The organism is Ignatzschineria sp. 22MB058224 (genome assembly GCF_058188435.1).
In genome coordinates, this window is record NZ_CP187366.1 from 1222394 (window position 1) to 1241807 (window position 19414).

Consider the following 19414-nt stretch of genomic DNA (forward strand, 5'->3'; position numbering starts at 1 on the left):
GAATAATATAATGACTAATTTAATTGATGGAAAAGCTTTTGCACAGAAACTTCGTACCACTATTGCAGATCAAGTTCAAATACTTGAAGCAACCCATAATATTCATCCCGGTTTAGCCGTAATATTAGTGGGAGAGGATCCTGCTAGCCAAGTTTATGTACGAAATAAAGAGAAATTCGCCGTAGAGTGTGGCTTTAAATCAGAGACATTTCGTCTACCAACAGACACAACTCAAAAAGAGCTACTCAACTTAATAGAAACATTAAATAATGAATCCACTATTCATGGGATTTTAGTCCAATTGCCTCTGCCTACACATTTTAATGAGGAAGAGGTTCTCTATAAAATCAATCCGCTTAAAGATGTCGATGGATTTCATCCGATCAATATTGGCCAACTCTCCATTGGAAAACCCTACCTCATCCCTTGTACTCCCCTTGGATCACTTTTACTCTTACAAGATAAACTTGGCAAAGATCTCTCAGGCAAACATGCGGTAATTGTTGGTCGATCCAATATTGTTGGAAAACCGATGATGCAACTTTTACTCTCACAAAATTGTACCGTTACAATTGCTCATTCACGAACAAAAGATGTAGCGAGCCTCTGTCGTGAAGCCGATATTATAGTTGCGGCTGTTGGAGTACCAAAACTTATTAAAGGTGACTGGATAAAAAAAGGAGCGGCAGTCATCGATGTTGGAATTAATCGCATTGAAGAAAATGGAAAAACAAAATTAGTAGGCGATGTCGATTTTGAGGAAGCAGTACATAATGCGGCATATATCACTCCCGTTCCGGGTGGTGTTGGTCCAATGACCATCGCGTGTCTACTCCGTAATACTCTCACTGCTATGTGTTTACAAAACGATATTGAAGATCCTAATAAGCTTTAATTTCAATAAGCTATAAATAGCAAAAAAGCCTTATCTAAAGAGCAATCGATAAGGCTTTTTGATATACAAGAGTCTATCTTTTTTAATTAGAAGATGCTTCTTCAGGAAGACTCACAAACCCAATATTTGCTAACCCTACTTTACTTAAAATCGTGACTATTTTTGCAACTTCCTGATAAGGAACAGAAGCATCAATATGTAACTGAATCATCGGTGATTTTTCACCAGCAGACTCTTTGATCTGTGATAACAGTGCAAGCGCGCTATTTTCATCAACTTCTTCTTCATTAATAAATATTTTAGAATCTGAATTAATCGCAATTAAAACAGGTTTCTCTGAATCTTGCTGCACTGTCTCTTCCTTTAGATCAACCGCTTCTGGAAGCTTTAATTTCACAGATTGTGTCACCAAAGGAGCCGTTAATATGAAGATAACAAGCAGTACTAACATAATATCAATCAAGGGAATCATATTAATTTCTGCTTTTGATTGACTTCCCTGATCTCGTAAACGTCCAAATGACATAATTCCTCCTAGACGTTTAGTGCGATTCTGTGGATGATTTCACTGCATTATCATTATCCAATACTGTCAATAACTCAAACGCAAATGAATCTAAGGCTCCCATTTGTAACCGATTACGACGCACTAACCAGCTATGAGCCATTACCGCTGGGATCGCAACAGCAAGTCCTAATCCTGTCATGATGAGTGCTTCCCCAACAGGTCCTGCAACTTTATCGATCGTTCCGGCACCGGTTGAACCAATCTCAATCAATGCATGATAAATTCCCCAAACTGTCCCAAATAACCCAACAAAAGGGGCGGTTGCAGCAATTGTTGCTAAAACAGTAATACCATTTTCAATCATCAACTGAATCTTATCGAGCGTCACACGAAGCACGCTTGTAAGATATTCTGCGCGCGTACCATTTGCTTGGATTGTATTAAGCCCCTTTTGGTACTTATGAACTGCATCAAATCCAGCCTTCACAAGCATCTCTTGGGGAATTGAGGGACGACTATCAACTAATCTTTCTGCTTGTGCCAATGACTTTGCATGCCAAAAATCGTACATAAATTTCTTAGCGCGTGCACGTGTTGCGATTCCTTGAAATAACTTAAAAAAAATTACTAACCAAGAAAGGATTGACATCAATATTAAGATTGCAAAGAGTATTTTAGTCACAAAATCACCCTGACTAATAAAACTAACAAATCCTAAATTTTCGGTAACGGGTTCCATCTTATTCCTCTATTCGCATATTTTTCCATGGGACTTTAATTTAGATTGATTGTATCTATTCAACTGTACGACACAATAAATTTTACTCATTTTCAACATTACATTTCAAAAACATATTGAATATTAACATTGATTGGTGTTGCAATACCATTGATTAAATAAGGTTTTAATCGTAAACCTTGCGCTGCTTTTGCCGCAGCTTTATCAAGAACATCATGACCTGATGAGCGTGAAATCCTTACAGAACTCGCAGCCCCTTGCGCATTAACAGATACAACAACCTCAACGGTACCCTGCATTCGACGCTGACGGGCAGCTCTTGGATAACTAGGTACAGGCTTACTCAAAACACTCACTTCACTCTCGCTATATACCGCTTTAGCGGTTTGAACTGCACGATTGCTCTCAGCAGCTTTTCGTGGTTGATGCCGTGGTTTTTGAGGCGGTTTACGTTCCTGATGATGACGTTGAATAGCTTTTTCAGGGCGCTTTTCAGCAACTTTATGCTCAGAAGGAGCTTTCGTTGTCACAACTTCTTCTTTCACTGGCTCAGGAGTTTTTTCCACAACTGGTTCTGGTTCTACGGGCTCTGGTGTTTTCTCAACAACAGGCTCTGGAACTTCCGGCTCAACTTCTTTAGGTGGCTCCGGTTCAAGTTCAGGCTTGGGAATAATTTCTGGCTCCGTAGGCGCTTCTTCAACAACAGGTTCATTATGATCAGGAACTTCTTCACTCTCAATTGCGGAATCAGATGCATTACCGTCCATGGCTTCTTCAACTCCTTGGAGCGCGAACTGATGCATCGTCAATGCTGTTGCCCCACCTTCCTGCATCATCATTACAGAACTATTGTTACCAGTCGCAACAAGCCCTGCTAACATCCCTGCATGAACTAAACCCACGCAGAGAATGGCAGATATCAGAGCTATTTGATTACTTCTTCGACCTTTGTTCATTGTTTCCTACTAATATGTTGGGAAATTAAAACTCGTAGTTCATTTTGAGCCATAATTTACGACCCTCTTCTACACGAGCGTAGCGGTTTTGATAACCTTTTCCTCGTAAACCATAAGCTTCCGGCTCGTGATAATCGATAAAGTTCTTATTGAAAAGATTATTCACACCAACATTAATAGAGAGATCTCGCGTAGGCTTATAACTTGCACCGACATTGACGAGTGCATAAGAGCGATAATAGAGTTTCTTATCGAGGGCAAATGTGGTTGCCTTACCTTTTTCATTAACGCCATGACCCATCTCTAAGCCTCGATACTCTTTGGCACGGAAAGAGGCCTCTGCCCAAAGACTCCATTCTGGTGCAATCTTCCAATCTCCTTTTAAATTGACCATATGACGGGGTGTTTTACTAAAAGGAATACGACGTCCGGCATCATCACGATAACGGCTCTGAGTATAGGTATAGTTTGCACTTAAAGCTAAGTTTTCTAAAACTTGATAACGCGCTCCTAGCTCAACACCATACAACTTGGCGTCATCCAAATTTTGATATTGACTAATTTTACTCGCATCTGGCCAATCATTATTTAACTTCTTACAACGAGCACTGTTATCATTTTTACAGATCTCTACTGTATCGATCTTATCCTTAAATCGCGTATAGAAGGCTGTCGCATTAAAGTTAAAGTCATCTAAATTGGTATAAGAAAAGCCGAGCTCTGCAGAGGTTGAGGTTTCAGGTTTTAATTCTGGATTCCCTAAAATAGGGGCTGTTCCTTGCCCTGTAACCATAACAACATCATCATGCATTTGCTGGAGATCAGGCGCTCTAAAGGCACGGCTAACACCTCCCTTAACCTGCCAATTGTCATCAATATTCCAGACAAGATAAGCACGAGGACTAAAATGGCTACCAAAATCCTCATTCTTGTCGTAACGAAGACCAAAAGTGGCAATCAGGTCATCATTAATCATCCACTCATCTTCCGCAAAGAGCGCCCATTGATACTGCTTAACATCTAAAGGTGATTCAACTAGGTTGTCTTTCAATGCTTGATGACGATACTGCATCCCTGCACTGATAAAGTGATCTCCTAAAGCGAACATCCATTTGTTATCGAAGATAATATTGCTATATTTAATATCGCGCGGTAAACCATCATGAGGTTTTGCTGGTTTCGAAATAGGATTTAGGCGCCCGAGTGTTTTCGTCTGATCCCAAAGGAGCCCTGATTCCACAACTACAGCATCTAAATCGATTCTATGAGTAAGACCAACTCGGTCTCGTGTAAAGCGAAGATGGTCAGAGTATCCTCCCCCCGCTTTCCCAGGTTTTACATCTTTATGGAGCGTTCCTAACTGCCCTTCACTATTATCGTAACGCTGTACCCCACGATCGTAACTGAGGACAAACTCTTGATTCTCCGGTGTAAAACTTAAACGCGCGCCATAATTGAAATTACGACGTTCCCCAAAGCCCCCTAATTTATAGAGAGGCGTATATTCATCTTTCGCAGACTGATAAGTCCCTTTAGCATTTCGTTGTGTTTGGAAACTCCCCATTAAGGCTAAGCCTAAAAGATCAGTCTTAATCGGTCCACCAAGATAAAAAGAGGTTGTATTACCACCAGGATATTGACTATCCGTAGGTTCTTCTATGGCAAAGCTGACCTGTCCCCCCCATTTATCGGGAACTTTCTTGGTAATTACATTCACAACACCCCCTAAGGCATCGGAACCGTAGAGCGTCGACATCGGGCCTCTCACTACCTCAATGCGTTCAATTGCAGAACTCGGAGGAATAAAGGCTGAGTCTACATCCCCAAACCCATTGGGACGTGCGCCTGATGTATTTTGGCTCAAACGCTGCCCATCGATCATCATCAAGGTATATTTACTCTCTAATCCTCGAATACCGATATCAACCCCACCTGTTTTACCTCCACGGGTGATATTCACCCCTTCAATATCTCTCAACACATCACCGATATTGGTAAAAGGCTTCTCATTAATACTCTCTTGCCCAATAACAGAGATCGATGCCGGTGCATCTTTAACTTCTTGAGCAAAACCTGAGGCGGTAACAACAACAGAGCCAAGATTCACGGCTTGCGATTGTGAGTAATCGACATCTGTTACTTGGTCATTTTCTTGTGCTGAAAGTGTTGAGATAGACACTATTGATAATAGTAATGCGAGTTTTAGTTGATGAGATAATAGCGTTTGACGCATGATGAGCCCTTTTCCAATATAATATTATCAACCATTGTGTAGGTTGTTTTGACCAAATGTTATAATTTCACTAATAGGAATTATTCCTATTAATTAAAGTAAAGTCAATGCCAATGATAATTATTTTCAATAGAGAAACTAAGTATTTGCTCTATTTAACTCATTTCTTTTATCTTTAAAAGACTTTGCGGTATCATAGCGGTCGAATAAAAAGCCTAATCACTCATTCTATTTTCTATTTTCCGATATGCGCACAATCACGACTTTTTCTTCGCTCTATATTGCGACGCTCTTTATGCTCTTCGCAAATGGACTACTAACGACATATCTTGCCCTCGATTTAGAGAGCAAAGGGGTCAGCGGTCTTCTTATTAGTAGCCTTACATCAGCGTACTATACCGGTCTTGTGATTGGTGCAAAATTAGGTCATAAACTCATTGCACGCGTGGGGCATATCCGAAGTTATGCAGCGGGTGCCGGAATTACAGCAGCAATAGTGATTTTGATGGGATTGGTGGATAATCTCTCTTTTTGGTTAGCAGCTCGCTTTATCATGGGACTGATGATGATGTGCCAATATATGGTGATTGAAAGTTGGCTTAATGACCAAGCTGAACCCTCGCAACGAGGAGTTGTTTTTGGAATTTATATTGCCGTCAGCTCTCTTGGTATTTTATTAGGACAACTAGCAATTTCAGCAATTCCAATTGATATTCGAATTATCATGTTAGTTTCGATGTTTTTTTCGCTCTGCCTTGTTCCGCTTGCCGTGACACGCGCTATTCACCCCATCCCTTTAAAAGCTGCACCTCTCAATATTCTCTACTTTATTAAAACATTACCACAAGTTTTATTAATAACACTATTTGCAGGTATGATGGTCGGTTCTTTCTACGCTCTTGGCCCTATCTTTGCAACGCGTCTCGGCTTAGATACACAAGATGCGGGGATCTATATGGCAATTGCAATTGGTGGATCACTAATTATTCAGTGGCCACTCGGGCTTCTTTCTGACCGAATGAATCGCTTACTTTTGGTCACAATTGTTGCGGTACTACTCATTATTTTCTCTACAATTATTAATCTACCGTGGATATCAAATCTTTATATCGCCTTAGCAAGTTTTGTTGCGATTTCATTACAATTTACGCTCTATCCTCTCTCTGTTGCGATTGCAAATGATAATATTGAAGAAGATAAACGTGTTTCGCTGAGTGCAATTTTATTGATGCTCTTTGGAATTGGTGCTGCTGTGGGTCCGCTTATTGCAGGGTATTTCATGGGATTTTTCGGGGCTAAAGGACTCTTCATTTTTACCCTTATTGTTGCTGGATCAACTGTTTGGCTCAATCTTTTACGTGCTAGCCGTAAACTGCAAACTAGCGTCGAAGATGCTCTACCCCACGTTATTATGCCGGATGTAAACGTCTCTCCAATTGCTGCGGCTACTCTTGATCCTCGTATTGATGAAGATGCCTTTAAAGATGTAATGACTAACGAAGAAGCAAATGAGATTAAAGTTGCCCTTCGAGAAGAGATAGAAGCGGCAGATATTGAAAAAAATAAATCCAAAGTCGAGCGTTATGCCTTGATTCCTTTTGGAGAATATAGCTACGAGATATTCCTTCAAAAATATGGTACGCCCAAACATCCCCCAAAGGATGAGTGATTTTTTCATATAGCAGCATTAACCACGAATAATGCTACTGTATACTGCACAAAAAACCCATAAAAATGCCGAGAAACAACGCTCGGCATTTTACTATTTAACAATATAAAAGCGCTCGAATAATTAACTCGGCTCTTTATAAAAGTTATCACGGGCATGCTTTGCTCGGGCAAATATCTTGCGGAGCACTTCTCGATCTTCATCTTCAAGCGCATGTCGAAGCGTATCAATTTTCTTTTGATACGCGACTAAAACCTCTAAAATTGATTCACGATTTTGTAAACAAATATCCGCCCACAAATCGGGATCCGATGCTGAGATACGGGTAAAGTCGCGAAATCCGCCGGCGGCAAATCGGAATATCTCTGCTCGATCATCAAGATTTGCGAGCGTGTCAACAGTTGCATAGGCTAAAAGATGCGGAATATGAGATGTTGCAGCTAAAACTTGATCATGATGCTTAATCCCCATCTCTTCCGTTTCAGCGCCCGCAGCTTTCCACATTTCATGAATCGTTCGTACTGCATCATGGCTATTTTCTAAATGTGGAATCACTAATGTCCGACGATTATCAAAAAGATTTTCTAAAGAATTCTCAACACCATGTTTTTCTGTTCCTGCAATTGGGTGAGCCGGCACAAAGCGCTCTGGAAGATAACCAATTTCACCTTGAATACTCTCTAATACAGAGCCTTTTGTCGAGCCAACATCACTCATGACGGCATCATTTTTTAGATGTGGTAAAATTTCCCTCACCAATGAACCCATAGCCGTTATCGGGGTTGCGAGAATAATAATATCAGCATTTTCCGTAGCCTTTATAGGGTCAGTATAGACTTCATCTGCAACGCCCAGTGCATATGCTTTTTTTAATGCTTCCGCGTTATAGTCATACGCAATAATCTTCCCAACAGCATTATTACGCTTTAAAGCACGAGCCAATGAGCCACCAATAAGACCAATTCCTAAAATGGCAATTCGCTCTTTAAAAAAGGGTTGCGACAATTCTATCTTCATTCCACTCTATCCTAAAATATTTCTTTATAGGTCAACAATCAATGAGTTTAGCTAATTTCCTTCAAGAGTTCGACTTTTCTCATAAAAAATCCTTCCATGTTGGGAAGGATCAACTATTTTAAATAACTTTACATATATAAAATGACTATTTCCGTGCATGTTCAATTGCTGATAATAAAGTATCGAATGCCCCAACAAATTGATCAATACCCGCTGTTTCTAATACCTGACATTCTTCTTCAAGACTGATGCCAAGTACTTTTAATTCTTCAAGACGGATCTTCGATAATTCAACATCTTTGATAATCGCATCATACAAAGGTGCTTCATCTGCTAAAAAAGCATGATAAGTTTTAGGAGGCACCGTATTTACAGTATCTTTTCCCATCAATTCATGAATATATTTTATTTCAGGATATTCAGGATTTTTCACACTTGTCGATGCCCACAAAAGACGTTGTGGTTGCATACCTGCTTTTTTAAGTGTTTTTGCTCGTTCTAAATTCATTTCAAACAAAAAGTGTTGATATGCCATTTTTGCATTATCCACAGCAATTTTACCCAAAAGATGAGGGGCTTTCTCCGCAACAGCTTGATCAATTACTGCATCAATTCTAGAGATAAAGAAACTTGCAACGGATGCAATCTGTAAAATGGGTAATCCCGCTTTCACACGTTTTTCTAATCCTTCCATATAAGCATTAAGGACTTCTTGATAACGTTTTTGTGAAAAGATCAAAGTCACATTGACATTGATGCCTTCGGTGATCAAAGTTTCAATCGCTGTAATTCCTGCTTTTGTTGCCGGTACTTTAATCATGAGATTAGGACGATTAACCTCCTCCCAAAGCGCTTTTGCTTCTATAATTGTGCCATGCGCATCGTTCGCTAAATCAGGAGATACTTCTAAACTGACATAACCATCACGATAACGCGTTTTTTCATAAGTATCAGCAAAGAGATCACACGCGTTTTGAATATCTTCAATGGCTAATTTAAAAAAGAGCTCTCTTGCCGTTAAGTGCTCATTTTTCTCATCACGAATCGTGGAGAAATAGTCCTCACTGCTTGTAATCGCTTTTTCAAAAATTGCAGGATTAGATGTTACACCTAATAACCCATCTCTTTGAATCATCTGCGCTAATTCTCCATTCGCGCCCAGCATTTTTCGTTCAATATTATCTAACCAAATGCTCTGACCAACAGCCTGCGCTTTACGGATATTTCCCATGATTATCTCTCCAAATTACTATCATTTAGCATAATGATCTCACTTTAATCGCTTCAATTACGAAAAGCAAAGTCAGCAATATTTTCACATAATTTACAATTTACGCGCAAACTATGGTTGAATTTTACTCGGACGATAAAACCCTTGATGCCGTATTCGTTTCATCGTTCCTTTAGGTAACCAAACATCATAACTTGCAGGTATTTCACTGCGATTTGTGACGATATTACGCAGCCATGAAGGATTCAACTCCTCTAATAAGGAGGCCGGCAACTCAACCTCTCTAGCAAGATCTTGTAATTTCATTGGTTCTGTTAACTGTATTCCTTCAATACGACTTTTGGGAAATTGATAACGAAAACCGGGGAAATATCGTTCTGGATTTTTAGCGATACGTTTTGCAGCAATAAATTCTGCATAAAAATTACGGGAGGCAAATTGAAAAGCGCCTTCATTGTAGTGATAGACAATTGTCCCAATATCATGGCCATAACGCTCTTTTGCACGAATCCCATGTCCAATTCCTGAATTATAACCAGTAATGACAAGTGGCCAATAAGGCACCAATCCATGATTATATTTCATTAAACGTGCGGCACCTTGCGCTGAATGATATGGGTCAAATCGAGAATCAATCACATTTGCTCGCATTGGCATAAAACTTCGGGCTGTTGATGGCATAAATTGCCACATGCCTGCGGCTCCTACTTTCGAGCGGGCACCACGATTAAAGGAGGATTCCACATGTGGAAGGTATGCAATTTCTTCTGGTAGCCCCTCACTTCTTAAAACTTTCTTGAAATATGGAAGATACTGCTGACTACGCTCTATCCCCGCTTTAAATTCAGATTTCAAGCCACGCTGACCCCTTAAACGTTCTGGCGCACCAATAATTGCCGCTTGCCCACCTGCTTTTAGAAGCATGTTTTTAAGCCGATTTTGGCTGTGCGTCAAATGTTTAGAACTTGTTAATGATTCTTCTACTGCTACTAAATCTTGATAAATTAATTGTGATGTTGCATCCCACATTGCCCGATCCCCTTTAGAAATCACAGCGATATCATAGATCACATCCATGTAATAATTATCATGAAATACTACAACTCCTGTATCCCATGTTGCGTAGACATTTTCCCAAAAAGCAATCATGGGCGCCATCTTACGCGGTTCGTCGAACCCATCATGTGCAACGCGAGGGCTACTAGCACAACCCACAACAATCAGCGCAAGTATCGCCAAAATTATCAGTTGTTTAATACGAACTAACTTATTGAAAAAAAACATTGAAAACCTTTTATTAAAATATCTAAACAAATGCCGTATTGTAACGAAATTTTTAAAAAAACAATGAGTTATTGATTTTAAAAATCAATTATTCACTAATCATGGCTCAATATGCCACACCTCTCGTAAAAAAATGCAAGCCAATAAAAATGGACTAACCCCTATTTGTGCGGTTAATCCATTTTATAATGTTTTTCAACAAGTTCTCATACAGAATACGATTTAAATAATTTTTTTAGCACGATCAATTGCCGCTAAAACTTGTGTTGGTGCAGTGCCGCCATAATGATTTCGAGCAGCCACTGAGCCTTCTAATGTTAAGTAATCAAATACATCATCGGCAATCAGATCAGAAAACTGCTGTAACTCAGAGAGCTCCATTTCAGCTAAATCACGACGAGTCTCAACACCCAACCGAACAGCATTACCGACAACTTCATGCGCATTTCTAAATGGCATACCTTTACGCACAAGATAATCGGCTAAATCGGTTGCAGTTGCAAAACCTAATTTGGTACGGGCATACATATTCTCGCTCTTACTAGAAATTGCCGGAATCATATCGGCAAATGCACGAACAGAGCCTAAAATTGTATCGACAATATCAAAAAGAGGTTCTTTATCTTCTTGGTTATCTTTATTGTAAGCAAGTGGCTGGCTCTTCATCAACGTTAATAAGGAGAAGAGATGCCCATATACTCGGCCTGTTTTACCACGAACGAGCTCTGGCACATCCGGATTTTTCTTCTGTGGCATAATTGACGAGCCCGTACAAAAACGGTCAGGAAGATTAATAAAATCAAAGGCTGGCGTTGCCCAAAGAACAAGCTCTTCTGAAAAACGCGATAAATGCATTGATAAAATAGAAGCATCTGCCGCAAACTCAATAGCAAAATCTCGATCTGATACAGAATCGAGCGAGTTTTCTGAAGGCGCACTAAACCCTAAGAGTTTTGCACTTAAATGACGATCAATCGGATAGGTTGTACCAGCAAGCGCGGCAGCACCAAGGGGTGAGATATTGAGACGTTTACGACAATCTTGAAAACGCTCACGATCACGCTTGATCATCTCAAACCACGCCATGAGATGATGACCGAAAGTAATGGGTTGCGCGACTTGTAAATGTGTAAAGCCCGGCATAATTGTATCGTGTTCTTTTTCTGCGACGATTAAAATACCTTCTTGCAGGCGTTTTAACTCAGCATCAATACGATCGAGCTGATTACGAAGCCAAAGACGAATATCAGTCGCCACTTGATCATTACGAGAACGCCCCGTGTGCAAACGTTTTCCAGCAATACCAATTTTTTCTGTCAAACTTGATTCAATATTCATATGAACATCTTCAAGCTCAATAGACCAAGGAAAATCCCCTGCTTCGATTTCTGCTTTTACCGCTGCTAATCCTTCTTTAATAAGTTTAAAATCTTCTTCTGACAATATACCTTGAGTAAAGAGCATTTCAGCATGGGCAAGCGAGCCCGCAATATCTTCTGCGTACATGCGTTGGTCAAAATCTACCGATCCTGTAAATGCTTGAACAAATGCATCGGTACTTTCTGAAAAACGTCCACCCCACTGTTTATTTACTTTGCTACTCATTAGTATTTCCTTCCTCTATCTCTTGATATATTGGCAATATAACTTCTATTTGCGTCCCTATTCGATCACTACCGGAATAGATCGCAATTTTTCCATTATGTTCTTCTACAATTTTTTTCACAACTGATAAACCAAGCCCTGTTCCCTTCTCTTTAGTTGAAACATAGGGCTCAAACATTCGATTAATCAAGGTATCATCAATACCGCTTCCATTATCGGTTACCGTTAAGCGCATTAAATGCTCATCTAATTCTTCGATCTCCACCCACACTTTTCCATCGAGATTCTCTTTCACTTCCTCGCACGCTTCTACTGCATTTTTAATTAAATTATGTAGCAGTTGCCGCAAACGCACCTCATCACCATTGAGGTAGAGTAATTGATTAGGTCTTTCTAGAAGAACTTCCACACCTCTTGCATAATCACTATAAAGGAAAGTCACCTCTTCAGCCAAAGCATTAATATCGATTTTTTTAAGGGCTAATTTAGGAGCTCTTGCATATTGACTAAAAGCATTAACCATCTTCTTCATCGCATTGACCTGCGTGATAATCGTTTGCGTTGATTTTTCCAGTAATGCTTGATCTGTCGCTTCAAGTTTTGGTTGCAACTTAAAGGCTAATCGTTCTGCGGATAATTGAATCGGTGTTAATGGATTTTTAATTTCATGTGCAAGGCGCCTTGCAACCTCACCCCAAGCCGCTTCACGTTCAGAATTGATAAGCTGCGTAATATCATCAAATACAATCGCATAACCACTGGGTAGACTTCGATTTTCTAATGGTTCTGAGATGCGTATAGAGATCATCTGCGAAATACCTTTTTCAACACGCATGACCTCTAAACGATCCTGCTCATGGCCTTGAGATTTTTGCATTAAATATTCATATAACGGCGTAAAGAAGAAGTGAAGTGACTCATCAATCGACGAAGGTTCTTCCAAAACAATGCGTTGTAAAAAAGTACGATCTGTTCGTAAAATTGTGATTGCAGCTTCATTATAAGTACGAATTTTGCCGTGATTATCGAGTACAAGCACCCCAGAAGAGAGATTTGCCAGCACTGCCTCTAAGTAAGAGCGCTGTGCAACTAGAAGACGTTGGGATGCTTTCTCTGCTTCATTCGCTTGACGTAACTTAATAATCATTTCATTAAATGACTCTGTTAAGAAGCCAATTTCATCATTGGATTTAACGGCAATTTCTCGGTCAAAATTCCCTTCAGAAACAGATTTAGAAGCTAAGGATAAGCGCCGAATCGGATTGACTAATCGACGCGTTGCAAAATAAGAGCCGCCTAGTGCAAGTAAAATTGCCAACATCGACACTAACGTCAAAGTTGCCATTAACTGCCCTTTAAGAGATTGTTGCAGCGTTTTATACTGTTTATAGCTCTCCACCGAACGCTGCGTTGAAAGCCCCAACTCTGTGTAACGTGGAGGTATCTCATAAATTGCCTGTACAACTCTCGGTGCAGCAGAATCAACACGAATAATGACGCGTACCTGTAACTCATCATCACCGACAGGCTCTAGCCAAACGTAATCCATATCGTTAAAAACACTCATTAATACAATATCATTTGGCAGTTCTGGTAAATTGACGGTTGTATTACTTGCGCTTGTAGCCAAAATACGACCTCGATGATCAAAAACAGTTAAATCTCGAGCATTTGCATCAAAACGGAGATTTTCCAACTCATAAGCTAAATCGAGCGAGTTTAGATCGGCAATACGACTACCTATTGATTGGGTGATCTCTAGCGCATCAATACGCCGAGTTTCAAGCGCTGATTGTGCAAGCGTTAGCGCATCATCAAAGCCTTGATCCAGTGATTCATCGAACCAACTATCAATTCCTCGTTGAATCATAATCCCTGCAAATAGAAAAAGAATCACGATAGGCACAATAGAAAGCCCTGAGAAGAACATCATCATCCGCGCATTGAGTCTTGCTCCAAGTCGCTTCTTTCGCACGCCTTGAAATAGTTGCACCAAAAAATAAAGAACCAACAGCATCAAAGAGATAAAACAAAACACCCCAGCAATAATGACCCACGTGTAATAACGCGAATAAAGTACCGCCGATTCAATCGAACGAACCATGACGCCTAAGATGATGGTCAATAAAAATGAGAGCAATAAAAAGAGTATAAATGCGTGTTTACGAATAAAATTCATCATAATTTTAGCTCCCACTTAAACCAAGAAGAATTCAACCACCAATTAGAAGAGAGATACGCAGGAATACGTAATGGAGTGGGAAGCTCTTCGATATCAAGCCATAACTTTGCTCTACCTTCATAGTTATTCATATTAAAACCATTCGGATCTTCAAGGGGAATTTCAATCCCAGAAGGTGTAGAGATTGATAAAATTGCTAAACTTAAAGTAGGATAACTATGCTGCTCTTTAGTAAAAGAATTTCGAACAACAAATTGTTTGGAAAGACCATGGTAATAGAGCCAAAAACGTATCTCTTCGACATATTTATTGCTCGACCAAAACCCCTTCTCTTGTAGACGAATGTCATACACAAAGGTCAATGGAATCCCATTCAGCAAAATCTCTTTTTGAGCATCACTCATCACAATTTCACTCTTGAGCGACAGCATAATATCTACTGCTTTAAGAGATCCATCCGTTAAAATTTCAATATCTCTTATTCGGTGCATGCCCTGTGTTGGAAGATAAAAAGTACTATTGACCTCTTCAATTTCAAGTGAAGATTGTTGTGCAAAGAGTGGCGACATCACAATGCTTAGAGAAAAAAGCCAGCTACCTACGATATTTCGCAGCCTTTTGTCGATATTGCTCGTTCCTTTCTTCATCAATAGTACGTCCTCTAAAGGGGCATTACAATACAGCAACTTTTTCGAGTAAAGCATAGAAAAAACCATCCATACTTTTATCGGAATCAAAGTAAATTGGTAATATTTGTAACCCAACATCTCTCATTTCACCAAATGAACGTTCGATAGGAACAATCCTTGCTGAAGGTTCATTTTTAATAAAGTGGCGAATTTGTTGCTCATTTTCATCTTTTAAAATAGAGCAAGTGGCATAGAGGAGCTTCCCTCCCACAGCTAGTTGGGTCCATGCATGCTCTAAAATACCCTTCTGAACATCACGAAGTTGATGAATATCTGAGGATTGACGTAATCGTTTAATATCAGGATGACGATGCATAATCCCTGTTGCTGAACAAGGGACATCTAATAAAATACGATCAAATTTTTCGATTGCCTCATATCTCTCACAAGGGATGTCTTCAATTGTCACAAAGCTCGGCACTTCTCCATAAATACGCTCAATATTTTCAGCCACTCGTTCAAGTCGTTCTTTGGAACTATCAAGCGCCACTAATTTTGATAACTGCCCAACACTCTCTAAAATTGCCGTCGTCTTACCACCAGGTGCCGAGCAAGCATCTAACACCCGCATGCCCTCTTGAACATCTAAGAGTTGGGAAGCTAATTGTGCTGCGGCATCTTGAATCGTGACACTTCCTTCGAAAAACTCTGGTAAACGATCTACAACAACCGGCTCATCGAGTACAATAGCCGTCTCAATAAACTGATGAGGCGTCGCATCTATACCGACATTCACCAATTTTTTTAGGTACTCTTCACGGCTATTTTTCTGTAAGTTAACGCGTAAGATCATCTCGGGATGCAATTGATAAAATGTCCCAATATTTTCTAATATCTCTTTACCCCATTGATTCTCGATCCGCTTTGCAAACCAACTTGGTAAATTGCTCATCCCTGCCAATGTTTTTGCTGATGGTAATTGCCCTCGTTGGATATTACGTAAAATAGCGTTCGTTAAGCCCGCGGCCCACTCTTTATCCATTGCTTTAACCAGATTCACCCAATTATTTAAAATCGCATGTTCAGCAGTTGCCATCGCAGTTAACTCATACGCAGCTAAAATTTGTGCAACTTTTACTTCAATTTCAGAAGACTTGATTGGTTTTGAAAGCATTTGTGAAACACGATCTTCCAACGAATCATATTGACGAAGCGCTCCAAAAATCAGGTGCTGGACAAAGCGTCGATCATTATCAGGTAATTGCGCCGTCATTTTTGGCAATAGATCCGTTAAAGATCCTCCTTCTAAAACGCCACATATCGTCTCTACCGCGACAAAACGAGGGTTTTTAAGGAGTTTAGGATAAAGTGCTTCTTTAATAGCCATCTTATCGACACACCTTTTGGTCAACATCGTAACCTGTCATAAATTGTGCACTCTCCATTTTTCGTTTACCTGCCACCTGTAATTCATTAATTTTTAAGGACTTACCATCCCCGACCATTACATAAAGTGTATCATTTTCTATAAATAAAGTTCCTGGTCGCGCCATAATAGAGGCTGAAGCCAACTCGACTTTAAAGATCTTTAACAATTGCTCATCAAGTGAAGTATAAGCCCCAGGAAAAGGATTAAAAGCGTGAATTTTTCGCATAATTGTCTGTGCATCTTGCGACCAATCGATTCTCGCTTCCTCTTTACTAATTTTTTCAGCATATGTAATACCATCTGCTACTTGTGCAGTTGGCTCATGACTACCAGAAATTACCAAGGGAATGGTTTTAAGTAGCAGATCAGCCCCTTGCTCTTTAAGAAGATCATGCAATTCCCCTGTTGTCATCAGAGGTGTAATTTCAACTTTAGCTTCTGACCAAACTGCTCCAGTATCAAGTCCCTTATCCATCTGCATAATCGCCACACCACTCTCAGCATCTCCCGCCTCAATCGCTCGATGAATGGGTGCAGCCCCACGCCAACGAGGAAGAAGCGACGCATGGATATTTAAACATCCAAAATGCGGGATATCTAATACTGCTTGTGGCAGTATTAATCCATAGGCAACAACAACCATCAAATCTGCATTTAATGCTTTGAGCTCGGCTTGCGCTTCTTCATTACGCAAAGATGTGGGCTGATAAACAGGAATATTATGGCTTACAGCACACTCTTTAACTGGTGTAAATTGTACCTTTTTACCGCGTCCTCTCGGACGATCAGGCTGTGTATAGACAGCCACAACCTCATGATTACTTTTCACTAAAGCTTCTAAAGTAGGAACAGAAAAATCAGGTGTCCCCGCGAAAATAATTCGTAAGCCCATTAATGACTCCTTCATCATCATTTGATGGTTATTTAAATACCGTTTTTTTAATGATTAAATATAATTGTGCCTATTATCCTTCTTCAGATTGACGATCTTTCAGCACTTTTTCTAACTTTTTCAAAATACGTTGCTGCTTCATTCGCGAAAGATAATCAATGAATAACACACCATTTAAATGATCAATTTCATGCTGAATACAACGACCTAATAGCTCATCCGCCTCTAACTCAAAAAACTCACCATCCACATTCTGTGCTCGAACTTTAACACATATAGGACGGATAATCGGACCACCATAAAGTGTTGGTAATGATAAGCATCCTTCTTCTGCGGGTTCTTCCTCTTCTGATTTTGCGATAATTTCAGGATTAATAAAAACCAATGGCTCATTACGCTCTTCCGAACAATCTGCCACAAATATGCGTTTTAATACATTAACTTGATTTGCTGCTAACCCCACGCCTTTCTCGGCATACATAGTTTCAAGCATTGCTTCTGCAAGCTGCTTAATCTCTGCATTAAACTCCGTAACTGGTAATGCTTTTTCACGTAATGTAGGATGAGGAACGGTAATAACCTCTAAAACTGCCATAAAATACTCTCTTTTAATTCTTATGAAATGATGATGATAAATTGATATAAGCAAGATATTTTACACCAAATACTCAAGGCTCGGTAGCGATGAAAAGAGGCATTTTGCGATTAAACCTCCAATAACGTACAGTTTTATCCTAAAGTTTCAAAATAAAAAAACAAAAGAAAATATAAATCAAAAACCAATGAACTTCTCACCATTTTTTTATAAAAGAGTGATATAACTATCCATTACAGTAATTTATTAAGGTTTTAAGCCAAATTTCTTTTAACTGACCAATAATTAGAATAATTCATAGGAGGCAAACAGTTATGTATGCATTAGTCATCAATTGCGGAAGTTCCTCATTAAAATTTGCACTACTGACGACAAAAGAGCGTGAAACAGTCATAAGTGGTACAGCAGAGCAACTCGAAACACCCGAAGCAACGCTCACAATTAAGCACCAAGATAAAACAAAAACAATGCTTGAAGATAATACACATTTAGGTGCTTTTAAAACTGTTTTTTCCTACTTACAAGAACACGGTTTTGCCGATAAAATTATTGCCGTCGGGCATCGTGTAGTTCATGGAGGGGAATACTTTCAAGAATCTGTTGAAATTACCCCGGAAGTTATTGAAATCATCAAAAAATGTGCGCCACTTGCTCCGATTCATAACCCTGCAAATCTTACGGGGATTCTAGCTGCGAAAGAAGTATTGCCAACCCTTCCACAAATTGCTGTATTTGATACCGCTTTTCACCAAACAATGCCAGAAGAAGCATATCTTTACGGATTACCTCTCGAAATTTACCAAAAATATAATATCCGCCGTTATGGATTCCATGGAAGTAGTCATCGTTATATCACAGAAAGAACTTCAAAAATTTTAGATATCCCGCTCGATAAGTTGAATCTTATTAGCTGCCATCTCGGTAACGGAGCTTCTGTCGCAGCAATAAAAAATGGAAAATCTGTCGATACAAGTATGGGATTAACACCTCTTGAAGGATTGATGATGGGAACGCGTTCTGGCTCACTCGATCCTGGTTTAATACCGTATTTAGTCGAATGCTTAGATTATGATATCTACGAAATGGACAACCTTCTCAACTTTAAAAGCGGCCTACTCGGCATCTCTGGCGTTTCCAATGATTGTCGTATCTTAGAAACAAAAGCAAAAGAAGGTCATGCTCGCTGTCGTTTAGCCCTTGATATGTTTGGTTACCGTGTTGCTAAAACGATCTCCTCCTATCTACCCGCACTTCAAAAAATGGATGCCATTGTCTTCACCGGTGGTATTGGAGAAAACTCAGCTTATATTCGCGAACTCATTATGAGCCAATTAGCATTTCTTGGCTTTCGTTTTAGTAATCCCTCAAATAGTTACTGCACCGGCGGGAAAGAAGGCGTAATCGCAACAAGTTCTAACTTTGGAAAAGCCCTAGTAGTTTGTACCGATGAAGAAGGGATGATTGTTCAAGATACGCTTGAGATTGTTGCTCAAAAAGCAAAAGAGCAATAACCAATAATCTTCATTTGAAATATGATGAATATATAGCAA

The 19414-nt window shown here is 39.7% G+C and carries 16 protein-coding genes; 3 read left to right on the forward strand and 13 right to left on the reverse strand.

Annotated elements, in window-relative coordinates:
• Nucleotides 1-10 precede the first annotated feature (10 nt).
• Nucleotides 11-895, forward strand: coding sequence for a bifunctional methylenetetrahydrofolate dehydrogenase/methenyltetrahydrofolate cyclohydrolase FolD (gene folD / locus ACPF7B_RS05310; protein ID WP_490504800.1), 885 nt, complete (start codon nt 11-13; stop codon nt 893-895).
• A gap of 82 nt (nt 896-977) precedes the next feature.
• Here folD and ACPF7B_RS05315 read toward each other — a convergent pair whose 3' ends face one another.
• The 4 genes from ACPF7B_RS05315 to ACPF7B_RS05330 form a co-directional block, all read right to left on the reverse strand.
• Nucleotides 978-1421: an ExbD/TolR family protein gene (locus tag ACPF7B_RS05315; protein WP_490504801.1), complete on the reverse strand. Its 444-nt coding sequence runs from the start codon at nt 1419-1421 to the stop codon at nt 978-980.
• Nucleotides 1422-1437: 16 nt separating this feature from the next.
• Nucleotides 1438-2142 (reverse strand): MotA/TolQ/ExbB proton channel family protein, encoded by a 705-nt coding sequence (locus tag ACPF7B_RS05320; protein ID WP_490504802.1) that lies wholly within the window; start codon nt 2140-2142, stop codon nt 1438-1440.
• Nucleotides 2143-2240: 98 nt separating this feature from the next.
• Nucleotides 2241-3098, reverse strand: a complete 858-nt coding sequence (locus ACPF7B_RS05325; protein WP_490504803.1) for an energy transducer TonB — start codon at nt 3096-3098, stop codon at nt 2241-2243.
• A 25-nt stretch (nt 3099-3123) separates the two neighbouring features.
• A complete protein-coding gene (locus ACPF7B_RS05330; RefSeq protein WP_490504804.1) occupies nt 3124-5331 on the reverse strand; it encodes a TonB-dependent receptor domain-containing protein in 2208 nt (735 codons plus the stop codon).
• Nucleotides 5332-5578: 247 nt separating this feature from the next.
• On the opposite strand from ACPF7B_RS05330, the gene ACPF7B_RS05335 reads away from it, so the two are divergent.
• Nucleotides 5579-7000, forward strand: coding sequence for an MFS transporter (locus ACPF7B_RS05335; RefSeq protein ID WP_490504805.1), 1422 nt, complete (start codon nt 5579-5581; stop codon nt 6998-7000).
• 123 nt (nt 7001-7123) lie between these two features.
• On the opposite strand, the gene ACPF7B_RS05340 is transcribed toward ACPF7B_RS05335, so the two are convergent.
• The 9 genes from ACPF7B_RS05340 to def all read right to left on the reverse strand — a co-directional run bounded on the left by ACPF7B_RS05340 (nt 7124) and on the right by def (nt 17864).
• Nucleotides 7124-8017: a prephenate dehydrogenase gene (locus ACPF7B_RS05340; protein ID WP_490504806.1), complete on the reverse strand. Its 894-nt coding sequence runs from the start codon at nt 8015-8017 to the stop codon at nt 7124-7126.
• A gap of 145 nt (nt 8018-8162) precedes the next feature.
• Complete coding sequence (gene tal, locus ACPF7B_RS05345; RefSeq protein WP_490504807.1) at nt 8163-9248, reverse strand: transaldolase; 1086 nt, start codon at nt 9246-9248, stop codon at nt 8163-8165.
• 111 nt (nt 9249-9359) lie between these two features.
• Nucleotides 9360-10532: a lytic transglycosylase domain-containing protein gene (locus ACPF7B_RS05350; protein ID WP_490504808.1), complete on the reverse strand. Its 1173-nt coding sequence runs from the start codon at nt 10530-10532 to the stop codon at nt 9360-9362.
• Nucleotides 10533-10754: 222 nt separating this feature from the next.
• Nucleotides 10755-12137, reverse strand: coding sequence for an argininosuccinate lyase (gene argH, locus ACPF7B_RS05355; RefSeq protein WP_490504809.1), 1383 nt, complete (start codon nt 12135-12137; stop codon nt 10755-10757).
• Entirely contained in the window at nt 12130-14319 is a 2190-nt protein-coding gene (locus ACPF7B_RS05360) for a sensor histidine kinase (RefSeq protein ID WP_490504810.1), read from the reverse strand. The genes argH and ACPF7B_RS05360 overlap by 8 nt, the downstream gene beginning before the upstream one ends.
• The gene (locus ACPF7B_RS05365; protein WP_490504811.1) at nt 14316-14966 is read right to left on the reverse strand and encodes a DUF4390 domain-containing protein; all 651 of its coding nucleotides are present in this window, start codon (nt 14964-14966) and stop codon (nt 14316-14318) included. The genes ACPF7B_RS05360 and ACPF7B_RS05365 overlap by 4 nt, the downstream gene beginning before the upstream one ends.
• Nucleotides 14967-14991: 25 nt before the next feature.
• Entirely contained in the window at nt 14992-16335 is a 1344-nt protein-coding gene (gene rsmB, locus ACPF7B_RS05370) for a 16S rRNA (cytosine(967)-C(5))-methyltransferase RsmB (protein ID WP_490504812.1), read from the reverse strand.
• Between the two features lies 1 nt (nt 16336).
• Nucleotides 16337-17269 (reverse strand): methionyl-tRNA formyltransferase, encoded by a 933-nt coding sequence (gene fmt, locus ACPF7B_RS05375; protein WP_490504813.1) that lies wholly within the window; start codon nt 17267-17269, stop codon nt 16337-16339.
• 73 nt (nt 17270-17342) lie between these two features.
• Nucleotides 17343-17864 (reverse strand): peptide deformylase, encoded by a 522-nt coding sequence (gene def / locus ACPF7B_RS05380; RefSeq protein WP_490504814.1) that lies wholly within the window; start codon nt 17862-17864, stop codon nt 17343-17345.
• Between the two features lie 314 nt (nt 17865-18178).
• Here def and ACPF7B_RS05385 point away from each other — a divergent pair, with 314 nt between their 5' ends.
• Nucleotides 18179-19375, forward strand: a complete 1197-nt coding sequence (locus tag ACPF7B_RS05385) for an acetate/propionate family kinase (protein ID WP_490504815.1) — start codon at nt 18179-18181, stop codon at nt 19373-19375.
• Nucleotides 19376-19414 lie beyond the last annotated feature (39 nt).

Bases quoted from the DNA above. Each gene is read 5' to 3' on its own strand.
- ACPF7B_RS05365 (WP_490504811.1), bottom strand. From the start codon at position 14,966: ATGAAGAAAGGAACGAGCAATATCGACAAAAGGCTGCGAAATATCGTA.
- ACPF7B_RS05330 (WP_490504804.1), bottom strand. From the start codon at position 5,331: ATGCGTCAAACGCTATTATCTCATCAACTAAAACTCGCATTACTATTA.
- ACPF7B_RS05335 (WP_490504805.1), top strand. From the start codon at position 5,579: ATGCGCACAATCACGACTTTTTCTTCGCTCTATATTGCGACGCTCTTT.
- ACPF7B_RS05350 (WP_490504808.1), bottom strand. From the start codon at position 10,532: ATGTTTTTTTTCAATAAGTTAGTTCGTATTAAACAACTGATAATTTTG.
- ACPF7B_RS05340 (WP_490504806.1), bottom strand. From the start codon at position 8,017: ATGAAGATAGAATTGTCGCAACCCTTTTTTAAAGAGCGAATTGCCATT.
- fmt (WP_490504813.1), bottom strand. From the start codon at position 17,269: ATGGGCTTACGAATTATTTTCGCGGGGACACCTGATTTTTCTGTTCCT.
- ACPF7B_RS05325 (WP_490504803.1), bottom strand. From the start codon at position 3,098: ATGAACAAAGGTCGAAGAAGTAATCAAATAGCTCTGATATCTGCCATT.
- folD (WP_490504800.1), top strand. From the start codon at position 11: ATGACTAATTTAATTGATGGAAAAGCTTTTGCACAGAAACTTCGTACC.
- argH (WP_490504809.1), bottom strand. From the start codon at position 12,137: ATGAGTAGCAAAGTAAATAAACAGTGGGGTGGACGTTTTTCAGAAAGT.
- rsmB (WP_490504812.1), bottom strand. From the start codon at position 16,335: ATGGCTATTAAAGAAGCACTTTATCCTAAACTCCTTAAAAACCCTCGT.
- ACPF7B_RS05360 (WP_490504810.1), bottom strand. From the start codon at position 14,319: ATGATGAATTTTATTCGTAAACACGCATTTATACTCTTTTTATTGCTC.
- ACPF7B_RS05320 (WP_490504802.1), bottom strand. From the start codon at position 2,142: ATGGAACCCGTTACCGAAAATTTAGGATTTGTTAGTTTTATTAGTCAG.
- tal (WP_490504807.1), bottom strand. From the start codon at position 9,248: ATGGGAAATATCCGTAAAGCGCAGGCTGTTGGTCAGAGCATTTGGTTA.
- ACPF7B_RS05385 (WP_490504815.1), top strand. From the start codon at position 18,179: ATGTATGCATTAGTCATCAATTGCGGAAGTTCCTCATTAAAATTTGCA.
- def (WP_490504814.1), bottom strand. From the start codon at position 17,864: ATGGCAGTTTTAGAGGTTATTACCGTTCCTCATCCTACATTACGTGAA.
- ACPF7B_RS05315 (WP_490504801.1), bottom strand. From the start codon at position 1,421: ATGTCATTTGGACGTTTACGAGATCAGGGAAGTCAATCAAAAGCAGAA.